17 protein-coding genes are annotated in these 17,079 nt (G+C 70.1%); 13 read left to right on the top strand and 4 right to left on the bottom strand.

The genetic code is table 11. The features are described 5' to 3' along the window. The 3 genes from E1218_RS28625 to E1218_RS28615 form a co-directional block, all read left to right on the top strand. Positions 1-522 (top strand): 2'-5' RNA ligase family protein (locus E1218_RS28625; protein ID WP_233712534.1); only part of this gene is annotated, 522 nt, incomplete at its 5' end. Positions 523-550: 28 nt separating this feature from the next. Further along, positions 551-1,624: a YihY/virulence factor BrkB family protein gene (locus E1218_RS28620; RefSeq protein ID WP_132325793.1), complete on the top strand. Its 1,074-nt coding sequence runs from the start codon at positions 551-553 to the stop codon at positions 1,622-1,624. A gap of 105 nt (positions 1,625-1,729) precedes the next feature. After that, positions 1,730-2,287: a dihydrofolate reductase family protein gene (locus tag E1218_RS28615; protein ID WP_165949458.1), complete on the top strand. Its 558-nt coding sequence runs from the start codon at positions 1,730-1,732 to the stop codon at positions 2,285-2,287. 6 nt (positions 2,288-2,293) lie between these two features. On the opposite strand, the gene E1218_RS28610 is transcribed toward E1218_RS28615, so the two are convergent. Both E1218_RS28610 and E1218_RS28605 read right to left on the bottom strand, forming a co-directional pair. Continuing rightward, positions 2,294-3,421 (bottom strand): D-alanyl-D-alanine carboxypeptidase family protein, encoded by a 1,128-nt coding sequence (locus tag E1218_RS28610; protein WP_132325789.1) that lies wholly within the window; start codon positions 3,419-3,421, stop codon positions 2,294-2,296. A 33-nt stretch (positions 3,422-3,454) separates the two neighbouring features. Continuing rightward, positions 3,455-4,396, bottom strand: a complete 942-nt coding sequence (locus tag E1218_RS28605) for a zinc metalloprotease (protein ID WP_132325787.1) — start codon at positions 4,394-4,396, stop codon at positions 3,455-3,457. A gap of 231 nt (positions 4,397-4,627) precedes the next feature. On the opposite strand from E1218_RS28605, the gene E1218_RS28600 reads away from it, so the two are divergent. Further along, positions 4,628-5,278 carry a hypothetical protein gene (locus E1218_RS28600; RefSeq protein ID WP_132325785.1) on the top strand — a complete coding sequence of 217 codons (651 nt, stop codon included), beginning with the start codon at positions 4,628-4,630 and terminating at the stop codon, positions 5,276-5,278. A 2-nt stretch (positions 5,279-5,280) separates the two neighbouring features. Beyond that, on the top strand, positions 5,281-5,565 hold the full coding sequence (locus E1218_RS28595; protein ID WP_132325783.1) for a hypothetical protein: 285 nt from the start codon (positions 5,281-5,283) through the stop codon (positions 5,563-5,565). Positions 5,566-5,600: 35 nt separating this feature from the next. On the opposite strand, the gene eat is transcribed toward E1218_RS28595, so the two are convergent. Further along, entirely contained in the window at positions 5,601-7,040 is a 1,440-nt protein-coding gene (eat, locus tag E1218_RS28590) for an ethanolamine permease (RefSeq protein ID WP_132325781.1), read from the bottom strand. A gap of 175 nt (positions 7,041-7,215) precedes the next feature. Between eat and E1218_RS28585 the strand changes: the two genes are divergently transcribed. From E1218_RS28585 to E1218_RS28555, 7 genes are all read left to right on the top strand, one after another. Then, complete coding sequence (locus E1218_RS28585) at positions 7,216-8,580, top strand: glutamine synthetase family protein (RefSeq protein ID WP_132325779.1); 1,365 nt, start codon at positions 7,216-7,218, stop codon at positions 8,578-8,580. Then, a complete protein-coding gene (locus tag E1218_RS28580; RefSeq protein WP_132325777.1) occupies positions 8,561-9,295 on the top strand; it encodes a gamma-glutamyl-gamma-aminobutyrate hydrolase family protein in 735 nt (244 codons plus the stop codon). Before E1218_RS28585 ends, E1218_RS28580 begins: the two co-directional genes overlap by 20 nt. Then, positions 9,292-10,638, top strand: coding sequence for an aldehyde dehydrogenase family protein (locus tag E1218_RS28575; protein ID WP_132325775.1), 1,347 nt, complete (start codon positions 9,292-9,294; stop codon positions 10,636-10,638). Before E1218_RS28580 ends, E1218_RS28575 begins: the two co-directional genes overlap by 4 nt. Next, entirely contained in the window at positions 10,639-11,415 is a 777-nt protein-coding gene (locus tag E1218_RS28570; protein WP_132325773.1) for a 3-oxoacyl-ACP reductase, read from the top strand. A gap of 9 nt (positions 11,416-11,424) precedes the next feature. Further along, on the top strand, positions 11,425-12,141 hold the full coding sequence (locus E1218_RS28565) for a FadR/GntR family transcriptional regulator (RefSeq protein WP_132325771.1): 717 nt from the start codon (positions 11,425-11,427) through the stop codon (positions 12,139-12,141). Positions 12,142-12,348: 207 nt separating this feature from the next. Continuing rightward, a complete protein-coding gene (locus E1218_RS37850; RefSeq protein ID WP_132325769.1) occupies positions 12,349-15,105 on the top strand; it encodes a helix-turn-helix transcriptional regulator in 2,757 nt (918 codons plus the stop codon). A 265-nt stretch (positions 15,106-15,370) separates the two neighbouring features. Beyond that, on the top strand, positions 15,371-15,628 hold the full coding sequence (locus E1218_RS28555; RefSeq protein WP_132325767.1) for an SCO4848 family membrane protein: 258 nt from the start codon (positions 15,371-15,373) through the stop codon (positions 15,626-15,628). On the opposite strand, the gene E1218_RS28550 is transcribed toward E1218_RS28555, so the two are convergent. After that, positions 15,618-16,421, bottom strand: a complete 804-nt coding sequence (locus E1218_RS28550; protein ID WP_132325765.1) for a helix-turn-helix transcriptional regulator — start codon at positions 16,419-16,421, stop codon at positions 15,618-15,620. The genes E1218_RS28555 and E1218_RS28550 overlap by 11 nt on opposite strands. 13 nt (positions 16,422-16,434) lie before the next feature. On the opposite strand from E1218_RS28550, the gene E1218_RS28545 reads away from it, so the two are divergent. Continuing rightward, on the top strand, positions 16,435-17,079 hold a 645-nt coding region (locus tag E1218_RS28545), incomplete at its 3' end, for a M55 family metallopeptidase (protein ID WP_132325763.1).

The raw sequence follows: 17,079 nt of genomic DNA, 5'->3' as shown, positions 1-17,079 counted from the left end.
GGGCCCCGGATGGCGACGATCGGTGTCGCGATCCCGATTGCCGAACCCTACGGTACGGAGCTGCAGAAGTACCGTGCCGAGTTCGGCGACCCGATGGCCTCGGCGATCCCCACCCACGTCACCCTACTGCCGCCGACCGAGGTGGCCGACGACGACCTGGGCCTGATCGACGCCCACTTGCTCGCCGTGGCCGATCGGTTCCCGAGCTTCCGGATCCGGCTGCGGGGTACGGCGACGTTCCGGCCGGTCTCGCCGGTGGTGTTCGTCCCGCTGGCCGAGGGAATCTCCTCCTGCGAGGTGCTCCAGTCGCAGGTCCGGTCCGGCCCGCTGCAGGTCGAGCTGCGGTTCCCGTACCACCCGCACGTGACGGTGGCCCACGACCTGGACAAGGAGGCGCTGGACCGGGCGTACGACGCGCTGTCGGAGTACGACTGCACCTTCGACGTCGACGCGTTCGGCCGTTACGAACACGGCGCGGACGGCGTGTGGCGCCCGCAGCGCTCCTTCCCCCTGGCAGGCTGAGTCTGCGTCGTCGGGGTACAGGAGACCTATGAAGATCAAGGCGGTCTGGGTCCGGTTCAGCCGGACGCAGCTGTGGCGGGCCTGGAAACGGTACGGCGACCGCCGGGGCAACCGGTTGGCCGGGGCAACGACTTTCTTCGGGTTCCTGTCGCTGTTCCCGCTGATCGTGCTGGCCGCGGCGATCACCGGACCGCTGCTCGGCGAGCAGGCGATCGAGACGCTGAAGGAGTCGCTCAGGCAGAACCTGCCCGGGATCGGCGACAAGATCGACATCGACGCGCTGATCGGCCACGCCGGCACGATCGGTGTGGTCTCGGGTGTGTCGCTGCTGTTCACCGGTCTCGGCTGGATCGACTCGCTGCGCGCCTCGATTCGGTCGATGCACGAACTGGACGACCAGCCGGGCAACGCGGTCAAGCTGAAGCTGGTCGACCTCGGCGCGCTGATCGGCCTCGGCGTGATCGGTGTGGTCGCGACCGGTGCCTCGTCGATCCTGACCGGGCTCTCGAAGCGCATCATCGATGCGGCCGACCTGGACGGGACCTGGCTGGCGAGCTGGGGGCTCGACCTGACCAGCATCGTCCTCGGGATCACGGCCGGTGCGATGCTGTTCCTCTACCTGCAGACCGCGATGCCACGGATCGTCCTGCCCCGCAAGGTCGCGCTGGTCGCGGCGCTGGCCGGCGGCATCCTCTTCTATCTCGCCCAGAAGCTCGGCAACGCCTACGTCAAGTACGTCATCGGCAGCAACGCCGCCTACGGTGCGCTGGCGCTGCCGCTGGCCCTGCTCGTGTGGATCTACCTGATGACGCGCGCGATCATGCTCATCGCCGCGTGGACCAGGGAGGCGAGCCTCGACGCCTGGGAGCGGGAGCACTCGGACGAGCGGCGTCTGGAGATCGCCGAGGAGCCGCTGCCGCCGGGCCAGTCCGCCGAAGAGCCGCTGCTGCCAGGTCCGCCCGGCAAGCGCTACAAAGTCGTCCCCGTCGCCCAGAAGAAGGCGGACACCGTCGCAGTCGCAGCCGGTGCGGTCCTGGGCGCCACAGTCACCACTCTCGCCGTAGGAGTCGTCCGGGCAGCGCGCTCGGTCCGCCGCTCGTAACCCGGCACCAGCCTTCGGCCAGGAAAACCGGTAGACGGTCGTGTCCGAGCGGATTCAGGATGACACCTGCGCTGCGACCGTCGTCCACCACCCGCGGGAGTACTTGTGCGTCCTCTCATCCTCCGCCACGGTCTTTCCCTCGACGGCTACGCAGCCGCCCCGGACGGCGTGCCTGCCGACTTCTTCCTGGAGTACGACGAGGACGAGGAGTTCGTCGCGCACATGGCCGGCGTGCTCGGCAGGGCCGGCGTGCACGCGATGGGCGCCCAGGCGTACCGCGAGATGGCGGGGCACTGGCCCTACCAGGACGGCCCGGAGGCCGACGCGATGAACCGGATCCCGAAGGTCGTCTTCTCCCGCAGGCCGATCGATACCCCGTGGCCGACGACGACCGTGTGCTCCGGAGACCTCGCCGCCGACGTCGCCGCCCTGAAAACGCAGGACGGCGGGCCGATCCTGGCGCACGGCGGCGTACGCCTCGCGCAGGCGCTCGTGCGCGCCGATCTGGTCGACGAGTACCACCTCTTGGTCAACCCCGTCGCCCTCGGCGGCGGCAGCCCGCTGTTCACCGACTTCACGAAGCTGAAGCTGGTCGACGTGAAGTCGTTCCCGAGGGGCAACCTCGCGCTGACCTACACGCGGCCGGACACCCCGGCGCAGTAGTCGCTGCTAATGCCGTCGCCTGCGGAGCGCACGTGGTCGCCGGAGGAAAAGTCCGAGCAGGAGGACCGGTGGGGCGGCGTACGCCCAGGCCGGGACGCGGAGTGCCAGTGACTGGACGGCTTGGCCGGGATTGACCACGGCGCGGCTGCGCGGCGGCTGCGTCGTACCGGCTTCGGCTCGCCGGCCGGTGGGGCCGGCGGCTGCCTTCGGCGACGGGGCGGCGGGCTTGACCAGGGTGCCGACCGGGTTGAGCTTGTCGTAGTTCGTGAACGACCAGCTCAGCAGGTCCGACGCGTCCTTGGTGATGCCGTGGGGTGCGTTCATCAGCGTCACCACCAGGGTGTGGCCGTTGCGGCGGGCCGCGCCGATGAACGTGTTGCGGGCCAGCGTCGTGTAGCCGGTCTTCACGCCCAGCGCTCCGTCGTAGTCGAAGAGCAGCTTGTTCTGGTTCGCGACCTGGTACGTGCCCTTGTTGCCTGCGTTCGGGAAGGCGGTGTACTTGGTCGCCGCGTACTTGGCGAAGTCCGGCCGGGCCAGCCCGGCGCGGGCGATCAGGGCCAGATCGTAGGCGCTGGAGTACTGCCCGTCGGCGTCGAGACCGGTCGGATCGGTGACGGTCGTGTCGTGCGCACCGAGTTCCTCGGCCTTCCGGTTCATCCGCTGGATCGTGCCTTTGACACCGCCCTGGTCGTGCACGCACAGCGCGTGCACCGCGTCGTTGCCGGAGCCCAGGAACATGCCCTCGAAGAGCAGGTCGACGGAGTACTTCAGGCCGGGGTAGACACCGACCTTGCTGCCCTCGATGCCGGCGTCGTCGTCGGTGCCGACGACCACGTCGGTCTTCTTCAGCCGCGGCAGCAGGACGAGCGCGGTCAGCGCCTTGAGCGTGCTGGCGGGCCGGAGCCTGGCGTGCGGGGCCTTCGCGGCCAGCACCTCGCCGGTGTCGATGTCGGCGACGACGTACGCCGATGCCCGGACCGCCGGCGGCGTCGCCCCTTCGGCGACCGCCGTCGGCTTCGTGGTCAGCAGGTCGCCGCCGACCGGGCCTTGGGGGCCCTGGCCGGCGGCGGTTGCTGTCAGCGGGCCGCTGACCACCAGTGCGGCGGTAGCGGCGGCCGTCAGAAGCACACGCATCGGCGGCACTCTAGACGGCCGACGGCCCACCCGTCACGCCCGATATGCGGTCCACATGTTGCTGATGCGGGTGCTCTGCCCGGGGGTGAACTGGTTGTAGCAGGAGTCGTAGGAGTAGTCCATGTAGTTGTGGATCGGGTCCAGCCCCGGCAGCGAGCAGGAGTTCCGGCCGGTCGGGCAGCCGCTGCTCGCACTGCCCTGGGCCGGGGTGTCCGGCACGGAGTCGTTCGTGGTCGTGCACCCGCCCTGGAAGGTGTGGTAGAGCCCGAACCAGTGGCCGGCCTCGTGCGTCGCGGTCTTGCCGAGGTTGAAGTTCGTCGACGAACCGCCCGGCAGCGAGCTGTACTGCACCCGGATGCCGTCGATCGACGGGTTGCTCGCGTAGTCCCACGGGAACGTCGCGATACCGAGGTAGGAGAAGTTGACCAGCCAGATGTTCAGCGCGTTCTTGCCGCCCTTGCGGGTCTGCGAGCGGTACGTCGTGCTCTGGCCGTCGCGGTGCCAGGTGCTGTTGTTGTAGCGGTACGTGCCGGCCAGGTAGAAGCTGAAGCCGGTGTTCGCGGCCTGCGACGACTCGCCGCCGGCGAAGTTCTGGTTCAGCTCGGCGATCTGCTGGCTGATCTGGGTGTTGGTCACGTCGCCGGCGCCGGAACTGCTGCGCATGACGTGGATGTACACCGGCACGCTCGCGGCCGCCAGCGTGCCGGCCTTCGGGGTGAGGCCGCGGGCGGCCTTCGCCCGCAGGATCTCGGCCGTCTTGGCGTCGATCGCCTTCTGCTCGGCGGCCGACAGTTCGCGGTGGTCCGCGCCGTGGCCGCCGCGGGCGGCCGGCCCCTCGGCAGGTGTCAGGCACGGGTTGGCGGCCTGGTCGACCGGCAGTTTCGCCGTGGCCTGTCCACCGAGTGGGCTGAACGCGAGCGCCGTACCGGCCAGCAGAACGGCCAGGGCGCGGGGACGGGTGATGAAAGATCGCATGCTGCGTCCTCTGGGATCGGGCCGCTGGGCGGTGCGGCCGAATCACCCGATTTTCCGCAGGATTCCGCAAACTGCAAACCGATCTCCCGGCCGATGAGTGCCAAGACACCACCACGCCGCGAAACGCTGCGAGACTGCGTCGCAGTGACCAGTCGCCGAGAGCTTTCCGGACGTGCGGAGCACTTCCTGCGCACGAAGGGGATGAATCCTGCGCTGGCGCAGCTTCCTCCAGTGGCCATGTACCGACATCTCGACCACATCGCCGCTGGTGCTCCGGAGAGCGTGATCGCCTCGGCCAGGCAGTACGCGAGTGAGTACGGCGGCCTGCGGTTCAGGGTGCTCGGTGGCGTGCTCGAGGGCGATCTCTGGCTCGCCGCCAGGCGACCCAGGCTCAGCATCACCCGCGCTCCCGACGGGACGTACATGTACTTGGCGGCCGACCACGGCGACGCCCAGTGCGCCTTGGTGATCTCCGAGTCCGGCGCCTTCGGCAGCTCATGGACCAGGGAGTTCGGCGGGTTGTTCGATTCGGTGGAACACATGCTCGAGTGCGTCGCCCTCTGGGACCAGGTCGAAGGCTGGCTCTACGTGACGGTCTTCACAGGTGACCCGGACAAGGCGGTGGAGTTGGCCGATGGCCTCGTGGCCGACGAGGCATCCGCCGGTACTACGTCGCGATGGTGGATCGGCGCCGACTCGGCGGTCGTCGTCGAGCCGTACCTGACTGCCGCCGCCCGGACGACTCCGCAGGTCACCGTCCTGGCCCGCACCAACCACGAGGCAGCCCGCTTGGCAACCCTCTTCTCAACCCTCCCACCCCTCAACACCGGCTTCGCAGCGGCCCACCTCAGAGCAACCGTGGGCCGGAGCGGTGGTGCCTGAGCATGGTGGAGATTGCGGGGGGAGCTCGGATCGGATCGGATGGGAGGACGTTGGTGCTTGAGTTGGAGCGGAGGTTCTTCGAGGACGAGGTGAACGAGTACGTACGCGCTCTGCTGCTGGCGGAGATCGGGCGGCGGGACCGCGGTCGGGCGGAGTTCACGTTCAATACCGTCGATGTGTTGATCGATGTCGACGCCGGCACGGTGAAGCTCGCGGATATTCTTGCTGCTGGGCCCGAGGTGGTCCTTCCGTTGGACGACTTCTCGGCGCGGTTGCAGGCCGGCTGACTAGTCGCCTCCTGCGAGTCGTCAACGGCGGGATTTCAGGACAGTTCCTCCTCGGCTTGTTGGATGGCGGCGAATTCTTCTTCGGGGGCGGAGGCGACCAGGCGGTGGCGGCTGTAGAACCAGAAGTAGGCGATTGCCACGACGAAGATCCCCGCGGTGATCGCGGCTGCGAGTTTGTCGACGAAGAAGGTTGCCACCACGGCTGTCACCGCGAGCACCAGGGCCACCCCCGTGGTCCCGATGCCGCCCGGAGTCCGGTACGGCCGGTCCAGGCCGGGTTCGCGGACGCGCAGGACGATGTGCGACAGCATCATCAGCACGTACGACACGGTCGCGCCGAAGACGGCGATGTTGATCAGCAGCGCGCCGTCCTGGGTGATCGCCGCGAGCAGGAAGCCGATGATGCCGGGCACGGTCAGCGCCAGGTACGGCGTCTTGCGCTTGCCGGTCACGGACAGGAACCGGGGCAGGTAACCCGCCCGCGACAGCGCGAACAGCTGCCGGGAGTACGCGTACACGATCGAGAAGAAGCTCGCGATCAGCCCGGCCAGGCCGACGTAGTTGACGAAGTCGGCCACCCAGGTGTCGCCACCGAACGCCGTCCGTAGCGCCAACGGGAGCGGGTTGTCGGACTCGGCGATCACCGAGGACCCGGCGCCGCCGGCGGTGAACACCAGCATCAGGGCCGCGAACACCAGCAGCACGACCATGCCGGTGATGATGCCGCGGGGCATGTCCTTGCGCGGGTCGCGCGCCTCCTCGGCGGCCAGCGGCACGCCCTCGATCGCCAGGAAGAACCAGATCCCGTAGACGAGCGCCGCCAGTACGCCGGCATACCCGAACGGGATGAAGTCGCTCGCGCCGGCGGCGGTGTTCGGGACGATGTCGAACAGGTTGTCCGCGTCGAACTTCGGCACCATCGCGATCACGAACACCACCAGCGCGACCACGGCGAGCGCCGTGATCCCGAGCGTCAGCCGGAGCGCCTCGCCGACGCCGTACAGGTGGATGCCGACGAAGATCACGTAGCAGGCCAGGTAGACCGGCCAGCTCGAGGTCAGCCCGAACAGTCCGAGCGCCTCGATGTAGCCGCCGATGAAGGTGGAGATCGCGGCCGGTGCGATCGCGTACTCGATCAGGATCGCCGTCCCGGTGGCGAAGCCGCCGAGCGGGCCGAGCGCGCGGCGGGCGAACCCGTACCCGGCGCCGGCGACGGGGATCGCGGACGCGAGCTCGGCCAGGCCGAAGACCATGCAGGTGTACATCGTCGCCATCAGGATGGTCGCGATCAGCAGACCGCCCCAGCCGCCCTCGGCCAGGCCGAAGTTCCAGCCGGCGAAGTCACCGGAGATGACGTAGGCGACACCCAGCCCGGCGAGCAGGACCCAGCCGGCCGCGCCGCGCTTCAGCTGCCGGTGCTCGAGGTACTCCTGACCGACCTGCTCGTAGCCGACGTGCGCGTTCTTTCGGCTCATCGATGGCCTCCAATGGTCTGCTGCCATACCACTAAGGATGGCCACGAGGTTCCTCGCGCCGGGTCCCGCTGTCAAGGTCTCCGGCCGATTGCGGGGCGTGGCGTCCGATTGACATCCGGCCCCAGGCTTGCGTCAATGGACTGACCGCAGACCAATAGACCTCCCGGGAGCGACCGTGGCCTCGAACAACGGCAAGCTGACCGAGCAGGCACTCCGAGACCTGGTCGCGGCCGGGCAGGTCGACACCGTGCTGGTCGCGATCACCGACATGCAGGGTCGCTTGCAGGGCAAGCGCTGCGGTGCGCGGTACTTCCTGGAGGAGGTGCTCGCGCACGGCACCGAGGGCTGCAACTACCTGCTCGCGGTCGACGTCGACATGAACACCGTCGACGGCTACGACATGTCGTCGTGGTCCCGCGGGTACGGCGACCTGCTGATGGCGCCGGATCTCGACACCCTCCGGCTGGTGCCGTGGCTCGAGGGGACCGCGATGGTGCTCTGCGACGTGCAGTGGCTCGACGGCAGCCCGATGCCGGCCTCGCCGCGGCAGATCCTGAAGGCCCAGCTGGAGCGGCTGGCCGACCGCGGCATGAAGGCGTACGTCGGCACGGAGCTGGAGTTCATGGTCTTCGACGACACCTACGAGTCGGCCTGGGACAGCCACTACCGCAACCTCACCCCGTCCAACCAGTACAACGTCGACTACTCGCTGCTCGGCACCGCCCGGATCGAGCCGCTGCTGCGCGACATCCGCAACGGGATGACCGGCGCCGGCCTGTACGTCGAGTCGGCCAAGGGCGAGTGCAACCTCGGCCAGCACGAGATCGCCTTCCGGTACGACGAGGCCCTGGTCACCTGCGACAACCACTCGATCTACAAGACCGGGGCCAAGGAGATCGCCGCCAAGCACGGCAAGAGCCTGACCTTCATGGCGAAGTACGACGAACGCGAAGGCAACTCGTGCCACATCCACCTGAGCTTCCGGTCCACCGGCGGGGACGCCGTCCTGGCGGGTGACCGCGAGCACGGATTCTCCGAGCTGATGGAGCGGTTCATCGCCGGCCAGCTCGCCTGCCTGCCGGAGTTCACCTACCTGCTCGCGCCGAACATCAACTCCTACAAGCGTTTCGTCCGCGGCAGCTTCGCGCCCACCGCGGTCGCCTGGGGCCTGGACAACCGCACCTGCTCGCTCCGCGTCGTCGGCCACGGCGAGTCGCTGCGGGTGGAGAACCGGCTGCCCGGCGGCGACGTGAACCCGTACCTCGCGGTCGCCGCGATCATCGCCTCCGGCCTGCACGGCATCGAGAACGAGCTGGAGCTCGAGCCGATGCTCGAGGGCAACGCGTACGAGTCCGACAAGCAGCACGTGCCGACCACCTTGCGGGAGGCGGCCGCGCTGTTCACCGGTTCGAAGATCGCCCGGCAGGCGTTCGGCGACGAGATGGTCGACCACTACACCAACGCCGCGCGGGTCGAGCTGGACGCGTACGACGCCGTCGTCACCGACTGGGAGCGGGTCCGTGGTTTCGAGCGCCTCTGAGGACGTCGCGGCCGGCCGACGGCCGCGGATCGGCATCACGACCTACCTCGAACCGACGATCTGGGGTGTCTGGGCGCGGGACGCGTCGCTGCTGCCGCGGGTCTACCTCGACGCGGTGGCGGCGGCCGGCGGGGTGCCGCTGCTGCTGCCCCCGGTCGGTACCGACCCGACGATCCTCGACGTCCTCGACGGGCTGATCATCGCCGGTGGGTGCGACGTCGACCCCTCGTCGTACGACGCGGCACCGCACCCGGAGACGGTCGACACCAGGCCCGGGCGGGACGAGCACGAGAGAATCCTGATCCGGGCGGCGCTCGACCGGGATCTCCCGCTGCTCGCGATCTGCCGCGGGCTGCAGATGCTCAACGTCACCCTCGGTGGGACGCTGCAGCAGCATCTGCCGGACGCGGTCGCGCACGACGGGCACCGGCCGTCGCCGGCGATCTTCGGCACCACCGACGTCAAGGTCGAGCCGGGCACGCTGACCGCGCGGCTGTTCGGCGACCGGACCAGCGTGCAGTGCTACCACCACCAGGCGCTCGACCTGGTCGCGCCTGCGCTCAGGGTCACAGCCCGCGCCGGTGACGGGACCGTGGAGGCTGCCGAGGTGGACGGCCACGACTTCGCGATCGGCGTGCAGTGGCACCCGGAGGAGAACCCCGACGACCTGCGGCTGTTCACCGCACTGGTCGCAGCATCCAGGAGAATCCTATGAGGTATGACGTGATCAACCCGGCTACCGAAAAGGTCGTCCGGACGATCTCACTGGCCACGGAGCAGGACGCGGACGCCGCGATCTCCCGGGCCGCGGACGCCTTCGCGACCTGGCGGACCGTGACGCCGGCGGATCGCGGCCGGCTGCTGCGCCGGTTCGCCGACGCGGTCGACGCCGACCTGGAGAACCTCGCCGCGCTCGAGGTCGAGAACGCCGGCCACACGATCGGCAACGCCCGCTGGGAGGCCGGGAACGTCCGCGACGTGCTGACCTACTACTCCGCGGCCCCGGAACGCCTGTTCGGCAAGCAGATCCCGGTGGCCGGCGGCATCGACGTGACCTTCCAGGAGCCGCTCGGCGTGGTCGGGGTGATCGTGCCGTGGAACTTCCCGATGCCGATCGCCGGCTGGGGTTTCGCGCCCGCGCTGGCCGCCGGTAACACCGTCGTACTGAAGCCGGCCGAGCTCACGCCGCTGACCGCGCTGCGGCTCGGTGAACTGGCGCTGGAGGCGGGGTTGCCGCCCGGGGTGTTCGAGGTGGTGCCGGGTAAGGGCACGGTCGTCGGGCAGCGGTTCGTCACCCATCCCGCCGTCCGGAAGGTCGTCTTCACCGGATCGACGGCGGTCGGCAAGCAGATCATGGCCGGCTGCGCCGACCAGGTGAAGCGGGTGACGCTCGAGCTCGGCGGCAAGTCGGCGAACGTCGTCTTCGCCGACGCGGATCTGGAGAAGGCCGCGGCCCAGGCGCCGTACGGCGTGTTCGACAACGCCGGGCAGGACTGTTGTGCGCGGTCGCGGATCCTGGTCGAGCGGTCGGCGTACGACCGGTTCCTGGAACTGCTCGAGCCGGCGGTGAAGGCCTTCAAGGTCGGAGACCCGGGCGATCCGGCGACCGAGATGGGTCCGCTGATCTCGGCCGAGCAGCGCGTCAGGGTCGAGTCCTTCGTGGAGAACGTGGCCTTCCAGGGGACGGCGCCGAGCGGTCCCGGGTTCTGGTTCCCGCCGACCGTGGTCACGGAACCGGGTGACCGGGTGCTCCGGGAGGAGATCTTCGGGCCGGTGGTTGCGGTCGTGCCGTTCGAGGACGAGGCGGACGCGCTGCGGATCGCCAACGACAGCGAGTACGGGCTGTCCGGGTCGATCTGGACCCGGGACGTCGGCCGGGCGCTGCGGGTCGGCCGGGGGTTCGAGGCGGGCAACCTGTCGGTCAACTCGAACTCGTCCGTCCGGTACTCCACCCCGTTCGGCGGCTACAAGCAGTCCGGGCTCGGCCGCGAGCTCGGCCCGGACGCGCTGGACGCGCTCACCGAGACCAAGAACATCTTCATCAGCACGGAGGACTGAATGGACGTGAAGGCAAGCCGGCTGAAGGGCCGGGTCGCGGTCGTCACCGGTGGCGCGAGCGGGATCGGCCTGGCCGCGGTCCGGCGGCTCGCCGCCGAAGGCGCCCGGATCGTGATCGGCGACGTCGACCCGGCGACCGGCAAGGCCGCCGCCGACGAGGTCGGCGGGCTGTTCGTCGCCACCGACGTGACCGACCAGGCCGCCGTGGAGAACCTGTTCAGGCACGCCTTCGACACCTACGGCAGCGTCGACATCGCGTTCAACAACGCGGGCATCTCGCCGCCGGACGACGCGTCCATCCTGGACACCGGGCTGGAGGCGTGGCGCCGGGTGCAGGAGGTCAACCTGACCTCGGTGTACCTGTGCTGCAAGGCGGCGATCCCGTACATGCGGCGGCAGGGCAAGGGCTCCATCATCAACACCGCCTCGTTCGTCGCCGTGATGGGCGCGGCCACCTCGCAGATCTCGTACTCGGCGTCGAAGGGCGGCGTACTGGCCATGAGCCGCGAGCTCGGCGTGGAGTTCGCCCGGCAGGGGATCCGGGTCAACGCGCTCTGCCCGGGTCCGGTGAACACGCCGCTGCTGACCGAACTGTTCGCCAAGGACCCGGAGCGTGCCCAGCGGCGGCTCGTGCACGTGCCGATGGGCCGGTTCGGCGAGCCGGAGGAGATCGCGGCCGCGGTCGCCTTCCTGGCCAGCGACGACTCGTCGTTCATCACCGCCAACACGTTCCTGGTCGACGGCGGGATCTCGGGCGCCTACGTGACCCCGCTCTAGTCTGTAGCCATGGTTGCCCAGGCAGACGACGCGCTGTTCCGGCCGGTCCGGACGGGCAACCCGTTCGAGGAGACCGTCGAGCGGTTGCTGCAGGCAATCAAGCTCGGGGTGGTCGCGCCGGGGGACCGGCTGCCGTCCGAACGCGACCTGGCCGCCCGGCTGAACGTCAGCCGGGTCACCCTGCGGGAGGCGATCCACGCCCTCACCGAGGCCGGGTACGTCGAGTCGAGGCGCGGGCGGTACGGGGGAACCTTCGTCAACGAGCGGTTGCCGAAGCCCCGCCGTACGCCCAAGCGGCTGGCGCGTGAGCTCGGCGACGGGCTGGACGACGCGTTGGTACTGCGGTCCGCGCTCGAGACCGGAGCGGCGGAGGCGGCGGCCGCGCGCTCGTTGAGCGCGGCCGAGCAGGATCACCTGCGGCGGTGCCTGGCGGAGACGTCGGCCGCGAAGCTGTCCGATTACCGCCGGCTGGACTCGCGGCTCCACCTCGCCATCGCGGAGGTCACCGGGGCGCCGTCGCTGACCTCGGCGACCGCCGACGTCCGGATGCGGCTGAACGAGTTGCTCGACGCGATTCCGCTGCTGGAACGCAACATCCGGCATTCGAACGAGCAGCACGAGGCGATCGTCGAGGCGATCCTGACCGGTGACCCGGACTCAGCCCGGCAGGCGATGCAGGAGCATCTGTCGGGGACCGCGGCCCTGCTGAGGGCCTTCCTGAGCTGATCCTTCAACTACTACGCCGTCTTTTGCGTGCCAGGGGTGGGCAATCCGTGCCGGGGCACAACAGTGCCGTTCGGACCGCTGATATCTGGGCAGCCACGGGTGACAGGATGGTGACGGGATGGTTTCCTCATGTGACACTCGCCGTGTCGGACGGTCGTTGCCTGTGATAATCGGCGAGGGTAAACCTTCGAGGAGTAGCTGGGACCGATGACTGACGACGAGCTGGTCGGACGCGCCGGACTGGTCGAGCGTGCGCGCAAGCAGCTCGAGACCAGCGGCAGCGTGCTGCTCTACGGCCCGACCGGTATCGGCAAGTCCGCCCTCGGCCGCGCGCTCGTCGCCGAGCGGACGCGAGCCGGCTGCCGGGTCCTCAGCGCCGCTCCCTCGCAGTCCGAGGCCGGTCTCCCGTACGTCACCCTGCTCGATCTCCTGTCCAACCAGCTCGAGCTCGCCTGGTCGGTTCTCCCCGACCACCTCCGTCAGCCGCTCGAAGTCGCTCTGCTCAAGGCCAGTGCGCCTGACACGGTCCGTGACGAGCTGGCGGTGCGCCTCGCCGTACTGCACGTTCTGCGCCGGCTGGCGGCCAACGGACCGGTGCTGCTGGTGGTGGACGACATTCAGTGGGTCGACCCGTCCAGCCTCGAGGTGCTCACCTTCTGCGCTCGCCGGCTGTCGGACGGCGTACACATGCTGGCCACCGAGCAGGTGGCTGACGGCGACCTCCCGGTGATGGCTGAGGCGTGCCCGGAGCCTGTGCTGCAGTTGGAGGTCCCGCCGCTCACGGAGCCCGACGTGCTCGGGCTGCTGCGGCGGCGCCTCTCCAGCCCGCTTCCGGTGCGTACAGCCCGCCGCATCTTCACCGCGAGCGCCGGGAACCCGTTCATGGCACTGGAGCTCGGCCGCGCGGTGCTGCGGCATCCGCAGGGGGTCTCGCCCAACGATCCGCTGCCGGTGTCCAGCCGGCTCAAGACGCTGCTCGGCGACCGGCTTTCCGACTTGTCCACCGGCGCGCACGAGCTTCTGTTGCATGCGGCCTCGTCACCGCGACCGACCACCGCCCAGCTCGCGCAGTCCCTCGACCGGCCGATCGACACCGAGCTCGCCGAGGCGGAGTCGCTCGGGCTGATCGACGTGTCGTCCGAGCGGCTGCGGTTCACACATCCGCTGCTGCGGGAGTTCGTGTACGCCGAGGCGACGTCGGCCGCCCGCCGGCAGGCGCACGCCCAGCTGGCCGCGGTCGTCGACGAACCGGTCGAGAACGCGACCCACCGGGCGCTCGCGACCCAGGAGGCGAACCCGGAGCTCGCCGCCACGATCGAGGAGGCGGCCGCGGTCGCCGCCGGCCGCGGTGCGCCTGGCGCAGCGGCGACCCTGTGGCGGTTGGCGGCCGAGCGGACGCCGATCAGCCTGCCGGACGAGCGGGCCCGCCGGCTCACCCGGGCCGCTGACGACGCCGCGGCCGCCGGCCACCTCGCGGAGTCGGCCGAGACGGCGCGGCTCGCCGTACAGGCGGCGACGAAGTCCGAGACCAAGGTGCCTGCGCTGCTGCTGCTCGTGGACGCCGCGTGGCCGGACCGCGACCGCCGGGTCGAGCTGCTGACCGAGGCGTACGAGGCGGCGGCCGGGGACAAGCGGCTCGAGGCGCGCGTGCGGATCATGCGCAGCCACAGCGAGTACTTCGACCGCCGGCTGGACGAGGCGCAGGAGGACGCGCGGGTCGCCGAGGCGCTCGCCCGGGAGTCGGGTGACACCGAGGCGGTCGTGGACGCACTCAGCGCGGCGAGCTCGGTGCTGATCTCCCGGGACGCCGAGCAGACCGCGGACGCGCTGCTGCAGGAGGCGGCCGAGCTGTCCCGCGACCTCCCGCTGACCAAGACCGTGGTGAACGCGCGGCAGATGGCGGCCATGCGGGAGCTGTTCCGCGGCCGGACCGCAGAAGCGATCACCGCGATCAGCGCACTGGTCGACGAAGTCCGCGACGGCGGTGCGATGCGCTGGCTGGCGTCCGTGCTGATCTCCGCGACCGCGATCTACGAGCGCAGCGGGCGCGGCGCGGAAGCGCTGGCCGCCGGGCACGAGTGCTATCAGCTGATGCAGGACATCGGTGAAGAGGCCGAGGTCGGCATGATCATCGCCAGCCGCGCGGAGTGGGCCGGTGGCTCGGCCGCGATGGGCCGGCAGTTGGCCGAGGCCGCGCTCGAAGGTGTCCGTCTGGTCGGCAACGACGAGTGGACCGGTCCGGCGCTGGCGAGTCTCGGGCTGATCGGCGTACTGACCGGGGACCCGCAGCGTGCGGTCGAGGCGTTCGACGCGATCGCGGAGTCGGGGGAAGCGGCGATGCCGTTCGACCCGGCCGTGATCCCGTGGCACGCGGACTACGCCGAGGCGCTGGTCGCGGCCGGGCGGCTGGCGGACGCGGCCGCCCTGATCGCCGACATCCGGGCCCGGGCCGAGACGCTCGACCGGGCCGTCGTACGGGTCGGGCTGGCGCGGTCCGAGGCACTGCTGATCGCCAAGCAGGGCGATCCGGCCGCGGCGCTCGACCTGCTGGAGAAGACCATCAGTACGGCGGGGGACCGCGTCTACCCGCTGGACCTGGCCCGGTGCGAGCTGATCCGCGGCCGCGTCGCCCGTCAGGCCCGCCGCCGTTCGGTCGCCCGGACGGCCTTCCTGGACGCGATCGAGCAGTTCGAGGCGTACGGTGCACCCGCCTGGCGCGAGGTGGCCGAGACCGAGCTCGCCCGGCTCGACGTCCCCAGCCGCAGCCGGCAGCCGTCGGAGCTGACCGACAACGAGCAGCAGATCGTCGCCATGGTCCGCGACGGCTCCACCAACCGCGAGATCGCCGCCGCGCTCTACCTCAGCGTCAAGGCCGTAGAGTCCCAGCTCACCCGCCTCTACCGCCGCTTCGGCGTGGCCAACCGCACGCAGCTCCTGAGAATGGTCGACCGCCCTCAGGGCTGACCGTCTTCCGCAGCCGCGTCCTCCGCGCTTCCGTTCTTCGCCCTCTCGTGCCCTACCGGTAGTCGGTGACACCTGGTGTGCGGTCTGCGGTTGAAGGTCGTACGGGTTCGCAGGGAAACCCTTGAGGTGACCCGTCAGTAGCTTGGAATGCCTTGCTGTCCGCTGCGTGATCGACAAGGGTCGTTCGGGTGAGCTCGCCCCTCGCTCCGGGGCGGCCGAGTGAGGCGCGGCCGCCCCGACTTCACCCACTTGCGACAATGACCGGGTGAAACTCGAACGCAAGCACGCGCTGGTCCTGCTCGGGATCGCGATCTGGAACGTCGTCACCTACGTGACCTTCATCAGGAACCTGGCCGCCACCGAGGACCGCCCCACCGGGTACTACGTCGCACACACCGTCCTGATCGTCGTCAACCTGGCGATCGCCGCCCTGCTCGGCACCTGGGGCGTCCGCGCGCTCAAGGCCGCCCGGACCGGCGGCGCCCAGGAGACCGGCGCCGCGCCGGGGAACGTCAACGCCTGACGAAGCTCGCCGGAGTCACCCCGAGCATCTTCCGGAAGTGCCGGTTCAGGTGCGACTGGTCGTAGAACCCGGTCAGCGACGCCACCTCGGCCGGCGGATACCCGTCGAGCAGGTACCGCCGCGCCAGATCCACCCGCCGCCCGGTCAGGTACCGGTGTGGCGGCATCCCGTACTCCCGGCTGAACGCCCGCACCAGATGCGCCGGATGCGCATGCACCAGCCGCGCCGCGTCCTCCAGCGTGATCCCCGCCGGGACATGCCCGTCCAGCACCTCGCGCAGCCGCCTCGCCACCCCCGGATCGCGCAGTTCGGGCGGATCACTCACGTTCCGGCGCAGATGCTGCCGTAGTCGCTCCTCGATCAGCGTGAGCCGGCTCTGCGCCTCCAGATCCTCCTTGCCGTCCCGCAGTACGCCGTGCAACTGGTGGATGCGGTGCCGCAGTACGGGGTCGACGTACTCGGGCTGGTCGACCGCCGCGCCGATCACGTTGTCGCCGAGCCGGTCGGGCTCCAGGTACAGCACGCGCTTGCGGAAGCCCTCCGGCCGCACCGATCGCCCGTCGTGCGGCACGTTCGGCGGTAGCAGCGACACCTGCGCCTGGGCGAGGCCGTGTTCGCGGTGGTCCAGGTCGTACCGCACCACGCCTTCGTCCACGATCAGCACGGTCCAGGCGTCGTGCGTGTGGCTCGGGTACGCGTGCGACGGGAAGTGGGCGTGCAGAACCTCGACGACGCCGCTCAGCGCGGGCCGCCACGCCCTGACTTCGGCGCTGCCGCTCACGGTCAAGAACATACGCTTCCTTGCCGTGAAGGTTTATCTGAGCGTGGACATGGAGGGCATCACCGGGCTGGTCGACGCGGAGGACGTCCAGCCGCCGGGCCGGGACTACGAGCGCGGCCGGGTCCTGATGACCGAGGACACCAACGCCGCCATCCGGGGTGCGTGCGACGCGGGCGCGACCGCCGTACTGGTGAACGACGCCCACGGCCCGATGCGCAACCTCCTGCCCGACCTGCTCGACCCGCGCGCCACGCTGATCAAGGGCCGCCCGAAGCCGATGGGCATGCTGGAAGGCCTCACCGGCGAGTACGACGCCGCCCTCTGCATCGGCTATCACGCCCGCGCCGGTGTCCTCGGCGTACTCAGTCACAGCTTCATGGGCCACGAGATCGAGGACATCTGGCTCGACGACCAGGTCACCGGCGAGATCGGCCTCTTCCACGCCGCCGCGTACGCGTACGGCGTACCCGTGGCGCTGTTGACCGGCGACGACACCGCCTGCGCGGAAATGACCGCCTGGGACCCCGCCGTCGCGACGGTCACGGTGAAACACGCCAAGGACCGCTTCGCCGCCCAGCTCGTCCCGGTGGCCGAGGCCCGGGCCGCCATCGAGTCGACGGCCCTGAAGGCCCTGCAGAACCTCCGAACCGTCCCCACCACCCCCGCGGCC

It is taken from the genome of Kribbella turkmenica, from assembly GCF_004348725.1.
Classification (GTDB): Bacteria; Actinomycetota; Actinomycetes; order Propionibacteriales; family Kribbellaceae; genus Kribbella; species Kribbella turkmenica.
The sequence above is the reverse complement of the archived record's forward strand: the minus strand, read 5'-3'. Positions and strand labels throughout refer to the sequence as shown.

What these genes read in the sequence shown, in the direction of transcription:
- E1218_RS28605 (WP_132325787.1), bottom strand. Translation starts at nt 4,396, where the DNA reads ATGCGATCTTTCATCACCCGTCCCCGCGCCCTGGCCGTTCTGCTGGCC.
- eat (WP_132325781.1), bottom strand. Translation starts at nt 7,040, where the DNA reads ATGAGCCGAAAGAACGCGCACGTCGGCTACGAGCAGGTCGGTCAGGAG.
- E1218_RS28575 (WP_132325775.1), top strand. Translation starts at nt 9,292, where the DNA reads ATGAGGTATGACGTGATCAACCCGGCTACCGAAAAGGTCGTCCGGACG.
- E1218_RS28550 (WP_132325765.1), bottom strand. Translation starts at nt 16,421, where the DNA reads ATGTTCTTGACCGTGAGCGGCAGCGCCGAAGTCAGGGCGTGGCGGCCC.
- E1218_RS28570 (WP_132325773.1), top strand. Translation starts at nt 10,639, where the DNA reads ATGGACGTGAAGGCAAGCCGGCTGAAGGGCCGGGTCGCGGTCGTCACC.
- E1218_RS28610 (WP_132325789.1), bottom strand. Translation starts at nt 3,421, where the DNA reads ATGCGTGTGCTTCTGACGGCCGCCGCTACCGCCGCACTGGTGGTCAGC.
- E1218_RS28565 (WP_132325771.1), top strand. Translation starts at nt 11,425, where the DNA reads ATGGTTGCCCAGGCAGACGACGCGCTGTTCCGGCCGGTCCGGACGGGC.
- E1218_RS37850 (WP_132325769.1), top strand. Translation starts at nt 12,349, where the DNA reads ATGACTGACGACGAGCTGGTCGGACGCGCCGGACTGGTCGAGCGTGCG.
- E1218_RS28595 (WP_132325783.1), top strand. Translation starts at nt 5,281, where the DNA reads ATGGTGGAGATTGCGGGGGGAGCTCGGATCGGATCGGATGGGAGGACG.
- E1218_RS28620 (WP_132325793.1), top strand. Translation starts at nt 551, where the DNA reads ATGAAGATCAAGGCGGTCTGGGTCCGGTTCAGCCGGACGCAGCTGTGG.